25 protein-coding genes are annotated in these 19,596 nt (G+C 58.9%); 6 read left to right on the top strand and 19 right to left on the bottom strand.

Translation table 11 applies throughout. From position 1 onward, the window contains the following. Positions 1–61: 61 nt before the first annotated feature. The 8 genes from MKS85_RS18530 to thrS all read right to left on the bottom strand — a co-directional run bounded on the left by MKS85_RS18530 (position 62) and on the right by thrS (position 7,361). Positions 62–418, bottom strand: a complete 357-nt coding sequence (locus tag MKS85_RS18530; protein ID WP_003179985.1) for a MerR family transcriptional regulator — start codon at positions 416–418, stop codon at positions 62–64. After that, positions 399–701, bottom strand: a complete 303-nt coding sequence (ihfA, locus tag MKS85_RS18525) for an integration host factor subunit alpha (protein WP_002553164.1) — start codon at positions 699–701, stop codon at positions 399–401. Before ihfA ends, MKS85_RS18530 begins: the two co-directional genes overlap by 20 nt. Before the next feature lie 3 nt (positions 702–704). Beyond that, on the bottom strand, positions 705–3,083 hold the full coding sequence (gene pheT / locus MKS85_RS18520; protein WP_139050678.1) for a phenylalanine--tRNA ligase subunit beta: 2,379 nt from the start codon (positions 3,081–3,083) through the stop codon (positions 705–707). A gap of 36 nt (positions 3,084–3,119) precedes the next feature. Further along, a complete protein-coding gene (gene pheS, locus MKS85_RS18515; RefSeq protein ID WP_047229332.1) occupies positions 3,120–4,136 on the bottom strand; it encodes a phenylalanine--tRNA ligase subunit alpha in 1,017 nt (338 codons plus the stop codon). 109 nt (positions 4,137–4,245) lie between these two features. Continuing rightward, positions 4,246–4,602: a 50S ribosomal protein L20 gene (gene rplT / locus MKS85_RS18510; RefSeq protein WP_002553161.1), complete on the bottom strand. Its 357-nt coding sequence runs from the start codon at positions 4,600–4,602 to the stop codon at positions 4,246–4,248. A gap of 30 nt (positions 4,603–4,632) precedes the next feature. Continuing rightward, on the bottom strand, positions 4,633–4,827 hold the full coding sequence (rpmI, locus tag MKS85_RS18505) for a 50S ribosomal protein L35 (RefSeq protein WP_002553160.1): 195 nt from the start codon (positions 4,825–4,827) through the stop codon (positions 4,633–4,635). Between the two features lie 60 nt (positions 4,828–4,887). Further along, positions 4,888–5,439, bottom strand: a complete 552-nt coding sequence (infC, locus tag MKS85_RS18500; RefSeq protein ID WP_169432615.1) for a translation initiation factor IF-3 — start codon at positions 5,437–5,439, stop codon at positions 4,888–4,890. Next, entirely contained in the window at positions 5,439–7,361 is a 1,923-nt protein-coding gene (thrS, locus tag MKS85_RS18495) for a threonine--tRNA ligase (protein WP_310663092.1), read from the bottom strand. The genes infC and thrS overlap by 1 nt, the downstream gene beginning before the upstream one ends. Before the next feature lie 373 nt (positions 7,362–7,734). On the opposite strand from thrS, the gene MKS85_RS18490 reads away from it, so the two are divergent. Both MKS85_RS18490 and MKS85_RS18485 read left to right on the top strand, forming a co-directional pair. Beyond that, positions 7,735–8,037, top strand: coding sequence for a hypothetical protein (locus MKS85_RS18490; protein WP_139050679.1), 303 nt, complete (start codon positions 7,735–7,737; stop codon positions 8,035–8,037). A 289-nt stretch (positions 8,038–8,326) separates the two neighbouring features. After that, positions 8,327–8,539, top strand: a complete 213-nt coding sequence (locus MKS85_RS18485) for a cold-shock protein (RefSeq protein ID WP_047229330.1) — start codon at positions 8,327–8,329, stop codon at positions 8,537–8,539. Positions 8,540–8,605: 66 nt separating this feature from the next. Here MKS85_RS18485 and MKS85_RS18480 read toward each other — a convergent pair whose 3' ends face one another. Both MKS85_RS18480 and MKS85_RS18475 read right to left on the bottom strand, forming a co-directional pair. Then, positions 8,606–8,920: an I78 family peptidase inhibitor gene (locus MKS85_RS18480; protein ID WP_047229329.1), complete on the bottom strand. Its 315-nt coding sequence runs from the start codon at positions 8,918–8,920 to the stop codon at positions 8,606–8,608. Between the two features lie 163 nt (positions 8,921–9,083). After that, a complete protein-coding gene (locus MKS85_RS18475) occupies positions 9,084–9,389 on the bottom strand; it encodes a hypothetical protein (RefSeq protein ID WP_139050680.1) in 306 nt (101 codons plus the stop codon). Positions 9,390–9,520: 131 nt separating this feature from the next. On the opposite strand from MKS85_RS18475, the gene MKS85_RS18470 reads away from it, so the two are divergent. Then, a complete protein-coding gene (locus MKS85_RS18470; protein ID WP_047229327.1) occupies positions 9,521–9,718 on the top strand; it encodes a hypothetical protein in 198 nt (65 codons plus the stop codon). A 44-nt stretch (positions 9,719–9,762) separates the two neighbouring features. Here MKS85_RS18470 and MKS85_RS18465 read toward each other — a convergent pair whose 3' ends face one another. The 8 genes from MKS85_RS18465 to MKS85_RS18430 all read right to left on the bottom strand — a co-directional run bounded on the left by MKS85_RS18465 (position 9,763) and on the right by MKS85_RS18430 (position 17,340). Then, positions 9,763–10,791, bottom strand: coding sequence for a nucleoside hydrolase (locus MKS85_RS18465; protein WP_076385524.1), 1,029 nt, complete (start codon positions 10,789–10,791; stop codon positions 9,763–9,765). Between the two features lie 29 nt (positions 10,792–10,820). Next, positions 10,821–11,225: a D-ribose pyranase gene (rbsD, locus tag MKS85_RS18460; RefSeq protein WP_281459385.1), complete on the bottom strand. Its 405-nt coding sequence runs from the start codon at positions 11,223–11,225 to the stop codon at positions 10,821–10,823. Continuing rightward, positions 11,222–12,136: a ribokinase gene (gene rbsK, locus MKS85_RS18455; RefSeq protein WP_281459386.1), complete on the bottom strand. Its 915-nt coding sequence runs from the start codon at positions 12,134–12,136 to the stop codon at positions 11,222–11,224. Before rbsK ends, rbsD begins: the two co-directional genes overlap by 4 nt. Positions 12,137–12,159: 23 nt before the next feature. Then, positions 12,160–13,179, bottom strand: coding sequence for a LacI family DNA-binding transcriptional regulator (locus MKS85_RS18450; protein WP_047229323.1), 1,020 nt, complete (start codon positions 13,177–13,179; stop codon positions 12,160–12,162). A gap of 3 nt (positions 13,180–13,182) precedes the next feature. Continuing rightward, positions 13,183–14,160 (bottom strand): ABC transporter permease, encoded by a 978-nt coding sequence (locus MKS85_RS18445; RefSeq protein WP_310663091.1) that lies wholly within the window; start codon positions 14,158–14,160, stop codon positions 13,183–13,185. Further along, positions 14,157–15,710, bottom strand: coding sequence for a sugar ABC transporter ATP-binding protein (locus tag MKS85_RS18440; protein WP_139050683.1), 1,554 nt, complete (start codon positions 15,708–15,710; stop codon positions 14,157–14,159). The genes MKS85_RS18445 and MKS85_RS18440 overlap by 4 nt, the downstream gene beginning before the upstream one ends. A gap of 58 nt (positions 15,711–15,768) precedes the next feature. Beyond that, positions 15,769–16,725, bottom strand: coding sequence for a sugar ABC transporter substrate-binding protein (locus tag MKS85_RS18435; protein WP_047229320.1), 957 nt, complete (start codon positions 16,723–16,725; stop codon positions 15,769–15,771). A gap of 168 nt (positions 16,726–16,893) precedes the next feature. Continuing rightward, positions 16,894–17,340, bottom strand: a complete 447-nt coding sequence (locus MKS85_RS18430) for a hypothetical protein (RefSeq protein ID WP_047229319.1) — start codon at positions 17,338–17,340, stop codon at positions 16,894–16,896. 133 nt (positions 17,341–17,473) lie between these two features. On the opposite strand from MKS85_RS18430, the gene MKS85_RS18425 reads away from it, so the two are divergent. Both MKS85_RS18425 and MKS85_RS18420 read left to right on the top strand, forming a co-directional pair. Next, positions 17,474–17,773, top strand: coding sequence for a DUF1654 domain-containing protein (locus MKS85_RS18425; protein WP_047229318.1), 300 nt, complete (start codon positions 17,474–17,476; stop codon positions 17,771–17,773). A gap of 5 nt (positions 17,774–17,778) precedes the next feature. After that, the gene (locus MKS85_RS18420) at positions 17,779–18,468 is read left to right on the top strand and encodes an endonuclease (RefSeq protein ID WP_047229317.1); all 690 of its coding nucleotides are present in this window, start codon (positions 17,779–17,781) and stop codon (positions 18,466–18,468) included. Positions 18,469–18,625: 157 nt separating this feature from the next. Here MKS85_RS18420 and MKS85_RS18415 read toward each other — a convergent pair whose 3' ends face one another. After that, the gene (locus MKS85_RS18415) at positions 18,626–18,991 is read right to left on the bottom strand and encodes an SPOR domain-containing protein (RefSeq protein ID WP_047229316.1); all 366 of its coding nucleotides are present in this window, start codon (positions 18,989–18,991) and stop codon (positions 18,626–18,628) included. A 248-nt stretch (positions 18,992–19,239) separates the two neighbouring features. Between MKS85_RS18415 and csrA the strand changes: the two genes are divergently transcribed. Further along, positions 19,240–19,434: a carbon storage regulator CsrA gene (gene csrA / locus MKS85_RS18410; RefSeq protein WP_003179932.1), complete on the top strand. Its 195-nt coding sequence runs from the start codon at positions 19,240–19,242 to the stop codon at positions 19,432–19,434. Positions 19,435–19,596 lie beyond the last annotated feature (162 nt).

The following is a 19,596-nucleotide window of genomic DNA, read 5'->3' as shown; positions in this document are numbered from 1 at the left end:
AACGGAACGCTCAGGAATATATCGCAAGCTTTTGAAAACTGGAAGATTTAAAAGCAGAAATTTATTTCTTGAGCACCACCAGCACATCTTCAAGCTCGGCGATCATCTGGCGGATCATCTGTTTGTACTGGGTTGTATCGTCTTTGGCCTCATCACCGGAGAGGCGCAAGCGCGCTCCGCCGATGGTGAACCCCTGGTCGTACAGCAGCGCGCGGATCTGCCGGATCATCAGCACGTCTTGTCGCTGATAGTACCGGCGGTTACCGCGGCGCTTGACCGGGTTGAGTTGAGGAAACTCCTGCTCCCAATAGCGCAGCACATGCGGTTTTACCGCACACAGCTCGCTGACTTCACCAATGGTGAAGTAGCGTTTGCCTGGGATGACGGGTAGCTCGTCGTTATGACTTGGTTCCAGCATAAGCCTCAACTCGGGCCTTCAACTTCTGCCCTGGACGAAAGGTGACCACACGGCGAGCCGTGATCGGGATTTCTTCACCCGTTTTCGGATTGCGGCCAGGCCGCTGGCGTTTGTCCCGCAGGTCGAAATTGCCGAAACCGGACAATTTGACCTGTTCGTTGTCTTCCAGAGCGTGCCTGATTTCTTCGAAAAACAGTTCGACCAATTCTTTGGCCTCCCGTTTATTCAGGCCCAGCTCCTCATACAGACGTTCCGCCATCTCAGCTTTCGTCAGAGCCCCCATACGTCACTTCCTTAACGTGGCGTTCAACCTGTTTTCGAGCGAGGTGAGGATATTCTGCGTTGCGGTATTCACCTCATCGTCATTAAGAGTGCGCGATGGATGCTGCCAGGTCAAGCCGACTGCAAGGCTTTTTCTATGCGGATCAATGCCTTTACCCTGATACACGTCAAATAGCCTGAGGTCCGTGAGCCATTCGCCTGCATTTTCACGGATTACATCCAGTACGGCGCTGGATGCAACGTCGCGATCGGCCAGCAGCGCAAGGTCACGCCGCACTTCAGGAAAGCGCGATAACTCCTGGAATTTCGGCATTTTCCCCAGTGCCACTTCGCCCAGAACCAGCTCGAAAACAAACACAGGACGATCAAGACCCAGGGTCTTGGACAGTTCAGGGTGAATCGCCCCGACATAGCCGACTTCACGCCCGTCACGCTCAATGCGTGCTGTCTGCCCCGGATGCAGCGCCGGATGCTTGCCCGGCACGAAGGTGAACGCATCAAGCGCACCGGCAAAGCCCAACACCGCTTCCACGTCAGCCTTGACGTCGAAGAAGTCGACGACATCGCGACCTTGCGCCCAGCCTTCCGGCAAACGACTGCCGCAAACGACACCGGCCAGCATTGGCTCTTGCTTCAAGCCTTCCAGCTGACCAACGAAACGCAGACCGCTTTCGAACAGACGTACGCGGTCCTGTTGGCGGTTCAGGTTGTGCTGGAGCGACTTGACCAGGCCCGGCCACAGGGACGAGCGCATGGCGGCCATGTCGTTGGAAATCGGGTTGGCCAGCAACAGCGGCTCGACACCCGGATTGAACAGCTCGAACTGACGCGGATCGATGAAGCTGTAGGTGATCGCTTCCTGATACCCACGAGCCACCAACAGACGGCGCAGCTCGGGCAGGTCGCTACGGGCTTCGGCCTTGGCCTGTGGGGCCAGGCGCGCCTGCGGGTAGCGAACCGGTAAACGGTTGTAGCCGTACAGACGGGCCAGCTCTTCGATCAGGTCGACTTCCAGGCTGATATCGAAGCGATGGCTTGGCACTTCGACACGCCACTGCCCTGCCCCGTCGGCGCTGATGTTCAGGCCCAGGGCGCTGAGCAGGCGTTCGACTTCAGCCGGGTCCATTTCCATGCCGAGCATCTGCGTAATGCGCTGGGCACGCAGGGTGACCGGTGCGATTTTGGGCAGGTGCTGTTCGCTGACGGTTTCGATGATCGGGCCAGCTTCGCCGCCAGTGATTTCCAGCAGCAGGCCAGTGGCGCGCTCCATGGCTTCACGGGCCAGTTGCCAGTCCACGCCACGCTCGTAACGGTGCGAGGCATCGGTGTGCAGGCCATAGGAACGGGCCTTGCCAGCCACCGCAATCTGGTCGAAGAACGCACTTTCAAGGAACACATCACGGGTCGTCGCGGAGACGCCGCTGTGCTCACCACCCATCACGCCGGCAATCGCCAGGGCACGGGAGTGGTCGGCGATGACCAGCGTATCGCTGCGCAGGGTCACTTCCTGGCCATCGAGCAGTACCAGCTTCTCGCCTTCCTCAGCCATGCGCACGCGGATGCCGCCGTTGATTTCGGCAAGGTCGAACGCGTGCAGCGGCTGACCCAGCTCCAGCATCACGTAGTTGGTGATGTCGACGGCAGCGTCGATGCTGCGCACGTCGGCGCGACGCAGGCGCTCGACCATCCACAGCGGGGTCGGCTTGGACAGGTCGACATTCCGGATAACGCGCCCCAGGTAACGTGGGCATGCCGCCGGCGCCAGCACTTCAACCGAGCGCACTTCATCATGCACCGCGGCAACGGTCGCGACCGCTGGACGTGCCACTGGGGCGGCATACAACGCGCCTACTTCACGAGCCAGACCGGCCAGGGACAGGCAGTCGCCACGGTTCGGGGTCAGGTCAACCTCGATGCTCGCATCGTCCAGGCTCAGGTACTCACGGATGTCCTGGCCGACTGGTGCGTCAGCCGGAAGCTCCATCAGGCCATCGTTGCCTTCGCCAATCTGCAGTTCAGCCTGGGAGCACAACATGCCGTTGGACTCGACGCCACGCAGCTTGGCTTTCTTGATCTTGAAGTCGCCCGGCAGTTCGGCACCGATCATGGCGAACGGGATCTTCAGGCCCGGGCGCACATTTGGCGCGCCGCAGACCACCTGGAAGGTTTCCGCGCCATTGCTGACCTGGCACACCCGCAGCTTGTCGGCGTCCGGGTGCTGCTCGGTGCTCAGCACCTCGCCCACCACCACACCACTGAATTCACCGGCGGCCGGCGTCACGCTATCGACCTCAAGACCGGCCATCGACAGACGAGCAACCAGCTCGTCCCGGCTTACCTGCGGGCTTACCCAGCCGCGCAGCCATTGTTCACTGAATTTCATCCTGCTCTCCTATTAGATTCGTTACGGGTCTGCGGCTTAGCGAAATTGCGCAAGGAACCGCAAGTCGTTGTCGAAGAACAGGCGCAAGTCATTTACACCGTAACGCAGCATGGCCAGACGCTCGACGCCCATGCCGAAAGCAAAACCCGAGAACTCTTCCGGATCGATCCCGGACATACGCAGCACGTTCGGGTGAACCATGCCGCAGCCCATGACCTCCAGCCAGCCGGTCTGCTTGCAGACGCGGCAGCCTTTACCGCTGCACATCACGCATTCCATATCGACTTCAGCGGATGGCTCGGTGAACGGGAAGTACGAAGGACGGAAACGCACCGCCAGTTCTTTCTCGAAGAACACCCGCAGGAACTCTTCGATAGTCCCTTTCAGGTCGGCGAAATTGATGTCGCGATCCACCAGCAGGCCTTCGACCTGATGGAACATCGGCGAGTGGGTGATATCGGAGTCGCTACGGTACACACGGCCTGGGCAGACGATGCGGATCGGCGGCTGCTGCGATTCCATGGTGCGGACCTGTACCGGCGAGGTATGGGTGCGCAACAGCATGTTCGCGTTGAAATAGAAGGTGTCATGCATCGACCGGGCCGGGTGATGGCCTGGGATGTTGAGCGCCTCGAAGTTGTGATAGTCGTCTTCGACCTCAGGGCCTTCGGCAATGCCGTAGCCGATGTGGGTGAAGAACTGCTCGATACGTTCCAGGGTCCGGGTAACCGGATGCAGACCACCGGAAGTCTGGCCGCGGCCAGGCAGGGTCACGTCGATGGATTCGGCGGCGAGCTTGGCAGCCAGATCCGCTTCCTCGAACAAGGCCTTGCGCGCATTAAGGACTTCTGTAACACGCTCCTTGGCAACGTTGATCAGCGCACCGACCTGCGGACGCTCTTCGGCCGGCAGGTTCCCCAGGGTCTTCATCACCTGAGTCAACTCGCCCTTCTTGCCAAGGTAGTGAACCCGGATTTGCTCCAGGGCATTGATATCTTCAGCGCTTTGCACAGCCTCTAGTGCTTGAGAGACCAGCGCGTCCAGGTTTTCCATGTACAGACTCCAGATACAAAATAGGGGAAGAGCTTGAAGGCTCTTCCCCTATTTATGACGTTTAACACCTGGCCCCACAGAGGTGAGGCCGGGTGACTGTCGGGGGTACTTAAGCCAAGGTGGCTTTAGCTTTCTCGACAATCGCAGCAAACGCCGCTTTTTCGTTCACTGCCAGATCAGCCAGAACCTTACGGTCGATCTCGATGGACGCTTTTTTCAGGCCGGCAATGAAACGGCTGTAGGACAGACCGTTAACACGAGCACCAGCGTTGATACGAGCGATCCACAGAGCGCGGAACTGACGTTTTTTCTGACGACGGTCACGGTAGGCGTATTGGCCTGCCTTGATTACCGCTTGCTTGGCAACACGGAATACGCGGGAACGCGCGCCGTAGTAGCCTTTAGCAAGTTTCAGAATTTTTTTGTGACGCTTACGGGCAATGACGCCACGCTTTACACGAGCCATGAGTTACTTCCTCTATTCTTGATCCAAAAATTAACGAAGGCGCAGCATGCGCTCGACTTTTGCCACGTCAGACGGATGCAGCAAGCTGCTACCGCGCAGTTGACGCTTACGCTTGGTCGACATTTTGGTCAGGATGTGGCTCTTGAAAGCGTGCTTGTGCTTGATACCGTTAGCAGTTTTCAGAAACCGCTTAGCAGCACCACTTTTAGTTTTCATCTTTGGCATGTTCGGATACTCCGCATTCAGTTGATAAACATAATCGCAAGGCCTGCCGTGCCCTGTTGATTACTTCTTCTTTTTCGGGGCGATGACCATGATCAGCTGGCGTCCTTCCATCTTAGGATGCTGTTCGACCGAACCGTACTCGAGCAGGTCTTGTTCAACCCGCTTGAGGAGTTCCATCCCCAGCTCCTGGTGGGCCATCTCACGGCCGCGGAATCGCAAGGATACCTTGGCCCTGTCCCCGTCACTCAGGAAACGTACCAGGTTGCGCAGTTTTACCTGGTAATCCCCTTCCTCCGTCCCTGGACGAAACTTGATTTCTTTTACCTGAATCTGCTTCTGGTTTTTCTTCGCCGCGGCAATCTGCTTCTTCTTTTCGAAGATCGACTTGCCGTAGTCCATCACCCGGCAAACCGGCGGGACTGCGTCTGCGGAAATTTCTACCAGATCAAGCTTGGCTTCTTCAGCAATACGAAGCGCTTCATCAATCGAGACGATGCCAATCTGCTCGCCGTCAGCGCCAATTAACCGAACCTCGCGTGCCGAGATATTCTCGTTGATCGGGGCTTTCGGTGCAGCTCGTTTATCTTGTCTCATTTCACGCTTAATAATAATTACTCCAAATCTGGGCGACCACGCCGGGAAACCGCTTGCGCGAGGAACTCAGCGAATTCGGCGACGGGCATCGAGCCCAGGTCAGCACCTTCACGAGTACGCACAGCGACAGTCTGCATCTCGACCTCCCGATCTCCAATAACCAAGAGAAAGGGAACCTTGAGCAAAGTATGCTCGCGGATTTTAAAGCCGATCTTTTCATTTCTCAAGTCGGACTTGGCACGAAATCCGCTTTGGTTGAGAGTTTTTTCGACCTCGGCGGCAAAATCTGCCTGTTTATCAGTGATATTCATGATCACTGCCTGGGTCGGCGCCAACCACGCGGGGAACGCGCCCTCGTAGTGTTCGATCAGAATCCCGACGAAACGCTCGAACGAACCGAGGATCGCGCGGTGAAGCATGACCGGGTGCTTGCGGCTGTTGTCTTCGGACACGTATTCGGCGCCCAGACGGATCGGCAGGTTAAAATCGAGCTGCAGGGTACCACACTGCCACACGCGACCAAGGCAATCTTTGAGCGAGAACTCGATCTTCGGCCCGTAGAAAGCCCCTTCGCCCGGTTGCAGATCGTACGCAAGGCCCGCGCTATCGAGGGCAGCGGCCAGGGCTGCTTCGGCGCGATCCCACAACTCATCGGAACCAACGCGTTTTTCCGGACGAGTGGACAGCTTCATCTCGACTTCGGTAAAGCCGAAGTCCCGGTAGACGTCCATGGTCAGCTTGATGAAGGCAGCGGATTCGGCCTGCATCTGCTCTTCGGTGCAGAAGATATGCGCATCGTCCTGGGTGAAGGCACGCACGCGCATGATGCCGTGCAGCGCACCCGATGGCTCGTTACGGTGGCAGGCACCGAACTCGGCCAGGCGCATCGGCAACTCGCGGTAGCTTTTCAGGCCTTGGTTGAACACCTGCACGTGGCAAGGGCAGTTCATCGGCTTGATGGCGTAGTCGCGGTTTTCCGACTGGGTAGTGAACATGTTGTCGGCGTAGTTGGCCCAGTGCCCGGATTTCTCCCACAGGCTACGGTCAACCACTTGCGGCGTCTTGATCTCCAGGTAGCCGTTTTCACGCTGGACCTGGCGCATGTACTGCTCGAGCACCTGGTACAGGGTCCAACCGTTCGGATGCCAAAACACCATGCCCGGGGATTCTTCCTGGGTGTGGAACAGGCCCAGACGCTTGCCGATCTTGCGATGGTCACGCTTCTCGGCTTCCTCGATACGCTGGATGTAAGCCGCCAGTTGCTTCTTGTCGGCCCAGGCAGTGCCGTAGACGCGCTGCAACTGCTCGTTCTTCGCATCGCCACGCCAATAGGCGCCGGACAGCTTGGTCAGCTTGAAAGACTTCAGGAAGCGGGTGTTCGGCACATGCGGGCCACGGCACATGTCGACGTATTCTTCGTGGTAGTACAGGCCCATGGCCTGCTCGTCCGGCATGTCTTCCACCAGACGCAGCTTGTAATCCTCGCCACGCGCCTTGAACACTTCGATGACTTCGGCACGCGGGGTCACTTTCTTGATGACGTCGTAATCTTTCTCGATCAGCTGCTGCATGCGCTGTTCGATGGCCGCCATGTCTTCCGGCGTGAAAGGACGCTCAAAGGCGATGTCGTAATAGAAGCCTTCGTCGATGACAGGCCCGATGACCATCTTCGCGCTCGGGTACAGCTGCTTGACCGCATGGCCCACCAGGTGCGCGCAAGAGTGGCGAATGATCTCCAGCCCCTCTTCATCCTTTGGCGTGATGATTTGCAGCGTGGCGTCGCTGTCGATGACATCGCAGGCATCGACCAGTTTGCCGTTGACCTTGCCAGCCAGGGTGGCCTTGGCCAGGCCCGCGCCGATGGATGCTGCGACCTCGGCTACGGAAACCGGGTGATCGAATGAACGTTGACTGCCGTCGGGAAGAGTAATAGTTGGCATGGCGCCTCCTCTCCTAGTGGTGACCCCTACCAAAGGTCACGTGGGTTGGGATGAGCCAGTACAAGATCCAGTCCAGGCCATTCAATGACGAACGCCTGCCTTACAGCGGCAGGAGCCTTGCGGCCAACCGGGAAAACCGAACCAGAGTGACTGGGATTCAAATCAGGGTTAATCGAACATTTGCCGCAGCCGGGACCTGTTGTCCTCCGGAGCCTGAAAATACCCGAGCCCGGCATGCTAGCACAGATGAACGGTCATCGCCGCGCCCGGATTGAAGCGGACGTAAATCCACGGTTTTTATGCCAGAGTGCTGAACTGTACCGCCCGCTACGCCTCAGATAACAAGACATCGACCCGAAAGGAGCATCTTCGCATGCGTCTGAACACATTATTTGCAGTAGTCGCCCCCCTCGCCCTGCTGCTCCCGCTGACCGCCCACGCCGAATGGCCCAAGGGGGAACGTGAAAAATACATGGCCCAGTGCACCGAGGCAGCCACGCCACAGATCGGCGCGGCAGCGGCCAAATCCCATTGCGCCTGTGGCGCCGATGCGATCAAGTCCTACCCGGCAGCCGACATTCAAGCCTTGATGGACAATAAGGCGACCCCTCAGCTGCAGCAAAAAGCACTGGGGCAGATTGCAAAATGCAAGGCCAATAACAAGGCCAAAAAGTAAGAAAACAGGTCTTTGCACGGAGCCGTGCATCGATAAAAAACGCTGATTTCGGGCCTTTTTGACCGATTTATTCAGGTTTTACAGCTTTTTTTATCGTCTTTACGTTCGGCTGAAAGCCTTTAAAACCGGGCCTTTCAGCCGGATAAGGCAGTAAAGAAAACACGACTGATTGGCAAACAGCGCGTGCGGGGGGCTCCCAAATCGAACATTTCGACTATGATACCCCGGTGTGCCCAGTTGGCCTGAGCAGCACAGTACACTGAAAATATATGTTTCTTGGAGATACACCATGTCTAATCGCCAAACCGGCACCGTTAAATGGTTCAACGATGAAAAAGGCTTCGGCTTCATCACTCCTACAGGTGGCGGTGACGACCTGTTCGTACACTTCAAAGCTATCGAAAGCGACGGTTTCAAAAGCCTGAAAGAAGGCCAGACCGTTTCCTTCGTGGCTGAGAAAGGCCAAAAGGGTATGCAAGCTGCACAGGTTCGCCCAGAGTAATTACTCGGCGAGCACAAAAAACCCCGTCCATGTGACGGGGTTTTTTATGGGCGATTGAAAAATCAATCAGCCGCAGTTCACCCGATTGATGATCAGATTGGCGTCAGTGTTGAGATTCAGGCGATCCGAGCGGTACTCAAGCGTCACCATGTCGTTGGGCTTGAGGATCCGCGCATACTGCGCACCGGCGCGGGTGCGGGCTTGTTCCAGCAGTTGCGGCGAGGCCTTCTTGCCGATGGCGAACTCGGCAGCTGTTGCTTCGCAGCGGCTGTAGCCAGTTTCTGTTGCTACCGGATCAGGGGTCGATTCAGAGGTGCTGCTGCAACCGCTCAAGAGCGCGACGGCCAGCAAAGTACCCAATGACGCGAGCTTCCAAGGCATGAAGCCTCCTTTTGTTGATGATTAAACAGAGAGCGTGCGACAGCCCAAACGAAGCTTGGTTTCAACCCAAGGGCTATCATGGTGCCCTCATCAGGAAAACAGGCAGTTTGCCTGAGCCGACATCCCGCTTCAGGGGTGAATCGTGACTGAATATGAATGGTGTTCAGTAAACGTCGATGTAGTCAAAGGGCGGATTGGGCCAGTTGTCCTTCAACGCATTGTAGATCTGCATGACCCAGACCTCGTCACTGGCGGCGACCAGCCCGACGTAGCCTGAACCTTTTGCCCACGTTTCCAGCCGAAACGATAGCCCGTCGATGTCCACACCGCCCACCACGCCCGAAGACAAATAGGCGATACCCGCCTTGGTCACGCGCAGTTGGGTGTGCTCGTCATCACTGGCCGAAGCCAGCAACTGACGAACCGCGTCGAGGGTCAACCCGTCAGGAGCGTTCAAATCGATCTGCACGGCGGGGGCCTCTTCAGAAAGTCAAAAAGCAAGTGTCGCACAGCCCTTCCCTGATGCCTAAGTCGCAGTGCAAAACCCCAGGCAAAAATGGTTAACTCACCCTACAGACCTCCCAACTCGCGAGCCCGACCATGAGCACCGTCAGCATCGAAGCCACCATCAATGCCAAATGGTCGGAGGGCCACAGCTCCTACAGCCCTGGCAGCCCCGAAGAACTGGCAATCATCGGTATAGAACTGTTGGTCAAGGAGCTGGGAACGAAGGCGGCCCTGAACTTTATCCAGCAAGCGTTCGAACGATACCCCAGCAGCATTGAAGCAGTGGATTGAAACACACCCGCAGGCCTTGACCTGCGAGTGTTCGGCAAGACCGATTACTTCAGACGCGCCAAGCGCTCGGTCAGCAGGTCAAAAAAGCCCTGAGCGTCGCCATCCTGCACCCAGTAGGCATTTTTGGGTGCCTTCAGGCCGTCGTACCAGTCAACGATGGTCTGGCCAAAGGTCGGCCCTTCACGGCTGTCCACCACGACGTTGACCGAACGCCCGGTAAACAACTCTGGCTTGAGCAGGTAGGCAACCACCGTGGCATCGTGCACCGGCCCACCCGTCATGCCGTAGTGCTCCATATCACCTTTGACGTATTCGTTGAGAATGTCGCCGACGATCTTGCTGGCCTTGTTGTCCACGGCAGCGATCTGCTTCAGGCGTGCTTCGCTGGTGAGGATCTTGTGGGTCACATCCAGCGGCAGGTAAGTGAGCTTCACACCGCTCTTGAGCACCACTTCTGCGGCCTGTGGGTCAGCGTACAGGTTGAACTCGGCCACCGGGGTGATGTTGCCGCCATTGAAGTGCGCACCGCCCATGATCACCACTTCCTTGATGCCCTGGACAATTTCGGGCTCCTGTATCAATGCCAGGGCCAGGTTGGTCTGCGGGCCAAGCATGGCAATGGTGATGCTATGGGGCTTGGCAGCCTTGAGGGTGTCGATCAGGTAGTTGACGGCGTTGCCCTTGGCCAGACCCTTCTTCGGCTCATACACCTCGACACCCGACAGGCCTTCCTTGCCATGGATGTTTTCCGCGTAGATGGGCGTGCGCATCATCGGCTTCGGCGCGCCGGCATACACCGGCACGTCTTCGCGCCCCGCCCATTCCCGGGCCAGGCGAGCGTTGCGCGATGTCTTGTCCAGACGCACGTTGCCAGCGACGGTGGTCAACGCGCGGATATTCAGCTCTTCGGGGGAAGCCAGGGCAAACAACAGGGCAACCACATCGTCGGCCCCCGGATCAGTGTCGATGATCAGGTCGATTTTTTCCGCCGCCTGGGCGCTCGTAGCAGTGATCAGCGACAAAAGCAGCAGACTCCGGAACAGTTGACGCATTTTCTGAGCATAGCGGTGCATGGCGCATTCCTTGTGCAGGGTTGAGAAGGTTAGAACGTTACTCCGGCAATCAACACGATGTTGCAATACGGGGAGCATTCTCCCGTGCGAATAATCGCCCGAGCTTGCTTGCTGACCGCCTTGAATTGTTCATGGCTGACCAGCTCCCGCGCCCCCAGCGCGCCATCGGCATGCAGTGCCTCCAATGTCGCCAGGGCCGCAGGTTGTTTATCGAAAATCTCTTCAGCGAGTACGTGGCTTTCCACCTGCATTTCGCTGAGCAGCACTTTCAGGGTGCTGACAAAATCCGGGATGCCGTGGGTCAGGGCCAGGTCGATCAACTCGACCTGTGGAGGCACCGGCAAACCCGCATCACCGATGACCACCTTGTCGCCATGGCCAAGGGAAGCGATCAGTCGCGACAGCGCGATATTCAACAACGGCGTCTTTTTCATGATTTGAAAGCCTGTACTTCCAGCAAGGTGGGAATGGAGGGCTGCGCCCCCGCACGGGTGACCGACAACGCGGCGGCGACCTGACCAAAACGAATCGCCTCGACCTCGCTTTTGCCGTCAGCCAAGGCTGCGGCGAAGCCGCCGACAAAAGTGTCTCCGGCCGCCGTGGTGTCCACCGCCTTGACCAACGGCGCCGGGAAGTGCTGGAAACTCGCGCCGTTGGCGAACATCAGACCCTGGGCGCCCAGGGTCACGATCACCTTGCCGGCACCGGCGGCAAGCAATTGCGTCGCGGCCGCTTCGGCGGTTTCCAGAGAGTCCACCGCCAGCCCGCTCAGCACGGCAGCTTCGCTCTCATTGGGAATCAGATAGTCGATACAGGCGTACCAGTCGGCCGGCAAGGGTCGGGAGGCCGGCGCCGGGTTCAAGATGACGGTCTTGCCCAGTTCCCGGCCGCGCTTGAGTGCATGCCCGACGGTCGCGTCCGGCACCTCGAGCTGGCAGATAATGACGTCGGCGCCGCGCAGCACCTCATCGAACCGGTCCAGGACATCAGGGGTAAGCACGCCGTTGGCCCCGGCGACGATCACGATCGCATTCTGGCTGTTGTCGTCGACAACGATCAGCGCAACTCCACTGGAGCCGGCCACGACACTGACCGACTGGCAATCGATGCCCTCGGCCAGCAGCGCCCCGCGCAATTGCTGGCCATAGGCATCACTGCCCACGCAACCGACCATGGACACCTTCGCTCCCAGGCGCGCCGCGGCCACAGCCTGATTGGCGCCCTTCCCGCCCGGGATGGTGCAGAACGATTCACCAATCAGCGTTTCACCGCCCCTGGGCAGACGCGGTGCACGGGTCACCAGGTCCATGTTCAGGCTGCCTACTACCACTACTTTTGCTGGCATACGTCTTCACTCATCAATTCGGTTCAGCGGTATTGGGCGAATGTACCTGACAGCGGTGCAGTCGACTCTCGCAAGACAATGCTGGGTGTCACGATGCGCTGATCGGTGGCCAGCCCCGGCGTTGCGATCCGCCGCAACAGCACTTCAGCGGCCATCTCACCGAGCTGCAGGATCGACTGCCCCACCGTGGTCAGCGCCGGATAGACATAACGGCTCATCTGAATGTCATCGAAACCAATGACCGACAGTTCACTGGGCACGCGCACGTTGCGCTCGGCGGCGGCGCGCAGCACACCGATTCCGATCATGTCGTTGGCCGCAAAAATCGCACTGGGCGGCCGTTGTTCGAGCAGCCTGGCCGCCGCCTGATAACCACCGGTGCTGGTGAAATCGCTTTCGAGCATGCGTTCGACGGGCAGCTCGACCCCGGCTTCTTTCAGGGCGCGGCAGTAACCGGCCAGACGCATCTGCGCCACGCTGGTGTCCGCCGGGCCACCGATAAAGGCGATATCACGGTGGCCAAGCTCCAGCAGGTGCTGGGTGGCGAGGTAGGCGCCGTGCTCATGATCGATGCGCACCAGGTCCGCGTCGACACCGTCGAGCCCACGGTCGACGATGACCATGGGCGTACGCACGCTGGTCAGCCCCTGGGCGAGACCGGCATCGCCGCCGGCGGAAGCGACGATCAGACCGTCGATGCGTTTTTCCAGCAGCACCCGCAGATAACTGCGCTGCTTGTCCGGGTTGTCGTCGGAGTTGCACAGGATCACGCAGTAGCCGTTGCGCTCACAGTAATCCTCGATCCCCCGGGCCAGTTCGGCAAAGTAGGGATTGAGGCTGTTGGGCACCAGCAAGCCAATGGTTGCAGTGGTCTTGGCCTTGAGCGAGCGGGCCACCGCGCTGGGCACGTAGTCGAGCTGCTCGATGGCGGCCTCGACCTTGCGCCGCACCTCTTCGCTGACCGGTCGCGTCTTGTTCACTACGTGGGAGACGGTCGTGTAGGAAATTCCCGCGAGCGCCGCCACATCCTTGATCGTCGCCATGGTTCAGGCCCGCCGACTGGCGCGCTGACTGCGGTAAGTGTCGAGCACCACCGCAACCACAATCACCGCGCCGGTAATGATGCGCTTGGTCGGTTCGGTGGCGCCAATCTGCGCCAGGCCCGCGGCCAGCACGGAGATGATCAGCACGCCAAAGAAGGTGCTGATGACCGAACCGCGCCCGCCCATCAGGCTCGTGCCGCCGATGACCACAGCAGCGATGACCTGCAGCTCGAGCCCCGAACCGGCGTTCGGGTCGGCCGCTTCCAGACGGGAAATCTGGAACAGCGCGGCCAGACCGGCCAACAACCCCATCAGGCTGAACACCAGAATCTTGTAAGGTTTTGGATTGATACCCGCCAATCGCACGGCTTCTTCATTGGTGCCGATACCGATCAGATAACGGCCAAACACGGTGCGGGTCAGCACAGCCTGGGCGATGAAGATCACCAGCAAGGCAATGATGAATGACGGTGAAATACCGAAGGCGATCGGATTGGACAGCCAGGCGAAGGAATCCCCGATGTAGGCCGTCCGCGAGCCGGTCATCTGATACGCCAGGCCTCGGGCCATTTCCAGCACGCCGAGGGAAACGATGAACGACGGGATCCGCCACGCCACGGTAATCGAACCGGTAACGGTGCCGGCCAGGGCCGCCACGGCCATGCCCAGCAACGCCGCCGGCCCGACGCTCCAGCCCCAGCCCAGCACCGCCACGCTCACCGTCGATGCGGCCAGGGCCAGCACCGACCCGACCGACAGATCGATACCGCCGATGATCAGGATGAAGGTCATGCCGACCGCCAGCACCATGAGGTCTGGAATCTGGTTGGCCAGGGTGCTGAAGGTGTCATACGAAAGAAAATGGCTGCTCAGGACCGAGAACAACCCGATCATCGCCAACAAGGCCCCGGCCAGTCCCAGGTAGGTGCCCAGGCCATAGAAGTTGCCACTCGGTTTGCCGACGGCCGATACGGTTTTCATGAGAAGTCCCTAGGCGCTGCTTCGTTGAGCAACGCATCACGTTTCTGATAGCCGGCGAATGCGGCGGCAAGCAAGTCATCCTGGGTCCAGCTGTCGCGCTCGAAGGTGTCAATCAGGCGGCCGGCGGACAGCACGCCGATCCGGTCACAGATCAGCATCAATTCCCGCAGGTCGCTGGACACCACAACCAACGCCTTGCCCTGGCGCGTCAGCTCACCGAGCAGCGCATAGATGTCGAATTTGGCGCCGACGTCGATGCCTCGGGTCGGCTCGTCGAACAGCAATACCGAGCAATCGCGTTCCAGCCAGCGGCCGATCACCACCTTCTGTTGATTGCCGCCCGACAGTTCGGACACCAACTGTGTCGGACTGGAGCTGCGGATTCGCATGGCATCGATCTGTCGCTGCGCCAACGCGAACTCTTCGCTGCCATTGACGAAGCCGCCGCTGGAGATTTCCGGCATGTTGCCCAGGGCAATGTTGGCGGCGATGGATTGAGTCAGTAGCAGGCCTTCGCCCTTGCGGTCCTCGGTGATCAGCGCGATGCCGTGGGCCACCGCATCGGACGGCGAGCGAATGCTGACGACATTGGCCGGCGAACCCAGCGCCACCGTGCCGCTGTCGGCCGCATCGGCGCCGAAGATCAACCGCAGCAGCTCGGTGCGCCCTGCCCCGATCAACCCGGAAATACCGAATATCTCGCCGCTGCGCACCTCGAAGGACACATCGCGGACCTTGTCCGAACGGCTCAAGCCGTTGACGGTCAACGCCGGCGCGCCGATCTGGCGCGGGCCCAGGTCGATGTGCTCGCCCAGCTCCCGCCCGACCATCAGCGTCACCAACTGCTCGCTGTTGTAGTTGGCCATCGGCTCGACGCAGACCAGGTTGCCGTCGCGCAGTACCGCAATGCGCTGAGCCACCCGAGCCAGTTCTTCGAGGCGATGGGAAATATAAATGATCGACACGCCCCGCGCCTGCAGACGAGTGATCTGCTCGAAGAGCATCTCCACCTCACGAGCGGTCAGCATCGCAGTCGGCTCGTCGAGAATCAGCACATGGCAATCGCCGATCAGGTTGCGGGCGATTTCGACCATCTGTTGGTGACCGATGCCCAACTCACTGACCAGTGTGTCAGGGTCGATTGCATCGAGCCCCACCTGGGCCATGGCCTCGACCGCCGCTTTGCGCAGTTGCTTGCGACTGATCCAGCCGCCACGACTGGGCAGGTTGTGGAGGAACAGGTTTTCGGCCACGGAAAGTGTCGGCAGCAGGTTGAGCTCCTGCATGACCATGCGCACGCCCAGCTCTTCAGCCTGGGTACGACTGCCGGGACGATAATCCTGCCCCTGGAATTGCATCTGCCCGGTGGTCGGCGTCACCAGCCCGCCGATGATCTTGGACAGGGTGCTCTTGCCGGCGCCATTTTCGCCGGTCAGCGCCAGCACTTCGCCGCGCATCAACGTCAGGTCGATGTCGCTCAGTACCGGTTGGGCATAGGTCTTGCCGATGCCGCTGACCGAAAGGACAGCGTTCGGGTCGCGAACGGACATAAAAAACTCTCCAATACGCTCGCCAACAAGGGCGAGCGTCGTTGTGTCGCCAGGATAACTACTGGGTCACCAGCTCGACCGGAGTTTCGATAACGCCGTTAGTGCCGCTGTCGACGGCTTCGCCCTTGAGGATCTTCAGGGCCGTCTCGATGCCGAAAACAGCCTGTTTGGCGGCGAACTGGTCGGCAGTCGCCAGGACGCGACCGTCCTTGAGCATGGGCTTGATGGCGTTGATGTTGTCATAACCGACCACTTTTACCTTGCCCGCCTTGCCCGCAGCGCGGATGGCCGATACCGCGCCGACCGCCATGCTGTCGTTACCGGCCAGCAGTGCCTTGATGTTCGGGTATTCGCTGAGCATCGAGGCGGCAACCTGATTGCCCTTGTTGATTTCCCAGTCGCCCGATTGCAGGGAAACGACCTTGATCTGCGCCGCTTCCATTGCATCCTTGAAGCCGGCGGTGCGTGCCTGGGCATTGGTGGTGGTGGACACGCCTTCAATGATGCCGACCTCATCACCAGCCTTGAGCTGCTTGGCCAGGTACTCACCCACCAGGCGCGCGCCCTTGCGGTTGTCCGGGCCTACGAACGGCACAGTGATGTTTTTGCTTTTGACCACGTCCGGATCGAGCTGGTTGTCGATGTTGATCACGGTGATGCCGGCGTCGACGGCTTTCTTGATCACCGGCACCATGGCCTTGGAGTCGGCTGGTGCGATGATGAGGGCATCGACCTTGGACACGATCATCTGCTCGACAATGCGGATCTGGTTGGCGGTGTCGGTTTCATCCTTGATCCCGTTGGAGATCAGGTCGAAATCGGCGGAGTGTTCCTTCTGATAGGCCTTGGCGCCATCTTCCATGGTCAGGAAGAACTCGTTGGCCAGGGATTTCATGACCAGGGCAACCTTGGGTTTTTCCGGGGTCTGGGCAAATGCCGAAGAGAAAGGCAGCGCAGCGGATGCGGCCGCGAGCATGGCGACGGCGAGAAGGCGTCCAGCGAATGGCAACTTCATGGGTTCACTCCGATTTTATGATTATTTTGAGCAAAATCGTTGCACGGGAAGTCGTTCCACAGGCCGTCGCCAAGCATCAACGAAGGCTGCGCAAACGTTTGCGTGAAGGGAACTATGGTAAAGCTTCCGGGTTTTGTCAACGTGCGGATTTCACCGCAAGGCTGGGGATCAGACGGTCGTGTTGACCAGGGCACCCGAACCGGAGCCCTTGGCCAGCTCTGTGATCAGATGGCCAGTGACTTCCAGCAATGCACCGCTGGTGTCGGCAATCTGACCTTGTATCGCCATGACCGCAGTGGTTTTGGCTTCGGGTGTCGGATAGACCTGCTTCTGCGCAGCAGACAACTGCTGTTGCTGTTCTCTGAGCTGCTGTTGCAGCTCTTGCATGCGTTTGAGCAACACCTGCACGGCAATGCTCTGGGTGCTCCCGCTCTTTTCGGTCTTGCCTTCGGACGCAGGGCTCATGCTCGTACGAACCTGGCCTGGCGCCTGCGTTTGACCAAGGGTCTCATCGGCTGCCTCAGCGCTCGCTTGGCTCAAGGCCTTGAGCGTGGCCGCGGACTGGCCGCCGATGGTGACGGCAGCTGCATTTGGAAAGCCGACGGAAAACGACATAACAAAACTCCATGGATAAGATTCCTACGAAGGCCATCGACTGCTTGAGCGGCTTCTTTAGCTTAATTTTTCCTACACCAAAACGGAAAAAGCGTTGTCAGAGGATTTTCTTGAATTTTAAGCAGTTGCGTAAATGCCTACGGTTAAATACTGTACGCACGTACAGCTCAATAAGGATAATCCTGTGGCAACGCCGTCCGCTGCAACTACCCCCTTAGATTCCTATACTCGCCTCGGCCTGCGGGTCTCGAAAATCATCAACTCCCCCACCGCACAAAAAGCCAAGGCGGCCCTGCTCTTCCGGCTTCCCGAGGAGCCGGTGGATGAGTGGGAGCGCCTGCTGGAAGAAATCGACGAGAACGACAATGTGACCCTCGCCTATCGCGACGATGGCGGTGTGCAGGTGTTCTGGGTTGTGCCGAAGGAAGATTGAGCCTGATGAGTGTTCGTTGTTTTGCTTTATTGCTTGCGATTGTCGCCATGGGCGCGCAGGCCGATGCGCCCCGCACGTTCAGCGAGGCCAAGAAAGTCGCCTGGAAACTCTATGCCCCCCAATCCACCGAGTTCTACTGTGGCTGCAAATACTCAGGCAATCGCGTGAACCTGGCAGCCTGCGGTTATGTGCCGCGCAAAAACGCCAATCGCGCCGCGCGTATCGAGTGGGAGCATATCGTCCCGGCGTGGCAGATCGGTCATCAGCGTCAATGCTGGCAACAAGGCGGGCGGAAGAATTGCACCCGCCACGACCCGGTCTATCAACGGGCCGAGGCCGATCTTCATAACCTGGTGCCCAGCATCGGGGAAGTGAACGGCGACCGCAGCAACTTCAGCTTTGGCTGGCTGCCGGCGCAGACGGGCCAGTACGGCTCATGCCTGACCCAGGTGGATTTCAAGGCCAAGAAAGTCATGCCCCGCCCTTCCATCCGCGGAATGATCGCCCGGACGTATTTCTACATGAGCAAACAATACGGCCTGCGCCTTTCGAAACAGGACCGGCGCCTGTACGAAGCCTGGGACAAGACCTACCCGGTACAGAGCTGGGAGCGCCAGCGCAACCAGAGCGTGGCGTGCGTGATGGGGCGTGGCAACGAGTTCGTGGGCCCGGTGAATTTGAAGGCCTGCGGCTGATCTCGCATGGGTGAACAGCGCCAATCAACTGTGGGAGCTTGCTTGCTCGCGATAGGGGCATGCCCGTCAACGTCAACGTTGGCTGAGCCACTGCTATCGCGAGCAGGCTCGCTCCCACAGGTGTTGTGGCTTACCTGACTGTTCTGCTCTGCGGGGTTTATTGAGCGCTCGGGTAATCCACCACCAGCGACTCGATGTTGCGCTTTTTCGCTCGAACCAGGGCGGCGTTCAATTGCTCCTGCTTCGCCTCGGCTTCAGCCTTTGAATTGAAAGGCCCGACCAGGACCCGGTCCTTGCCATTGTCTTTCACCACACTCGATACAAAACTGTGCTCGATGAGCCAGGCGGTCAGGTCGCTGACCGCTTGCGGGATTTCGCCCCGGACCTCGACGCCCCATTGCGGCGCAGCGGCGGCGCTCGGTGCAGTGGTTGCCGCCACCTTTGGCTTCGGTGTGTCGACGTCACGCCCTTCACCGCATCCTGCCAGCGCCAATACCGCGATTACCCAAGCCAATTTGCGCACAACGTTTTACCCCGGAAGACATGGAGTGGGGATTTTAACACTCAAGCCCGTCAATAACGCCGTAAACAGCGCTCAAAACACGAGAAACCTGCACGGCGTCTCTGTATAGTCGCACCCTGGGAATTAATGCTGCGTCTGCGCGTCAGAAAGAGGCACCCACATTGTGACACTTGGCACTAATCTATAAGCAGTACCGACATCTGCACTGCCTGAATCAGGTGCCCTATAAAGCAATCAAGGAGAACACCATGCTGATACTCACCCGCAAAGTCGGTGAAAGCATAAACATTGGTGACGACATCACGATCACCATTCTGGGCGTTAGCGGCCAACAAGTCCGTATCGGCATCAACGCTCCGAAAAACGTTGCGGTGCATCGCGAAGAGATTTATCAGCGCATTCAGGCGGGCCTTACCGCCCCTGACAAGCCGCAAACGCCCTGAGCCCTGTAGCAGTCCGTAGCCAGCCCTTCTGCATCGTCGCAAGGCTGGCTAAAGATTCATGCCGACTGTCCCTCATCATCCCCGCTTCATCTCGCCTTTGATTTTTTCGTTCATCCCGTCAAACCGATACTAATGACATGGCTCATAGCATGGCTGTCAGAC

The sequence above is a fragment of the Pseudomonas sp. JL2 genome (assembly GCF_031570495.1).
Lineage (GTDB): Bacteria > Pseudomonadota > Gammaproteobacteria > Pseudomonadales > Pseudomonadaceae > Aquipseudomonas > Aquipseudomonas rhizophila.
This window is presented reverse-complemented; position numbering and strand designations above follow the sequence as displayed.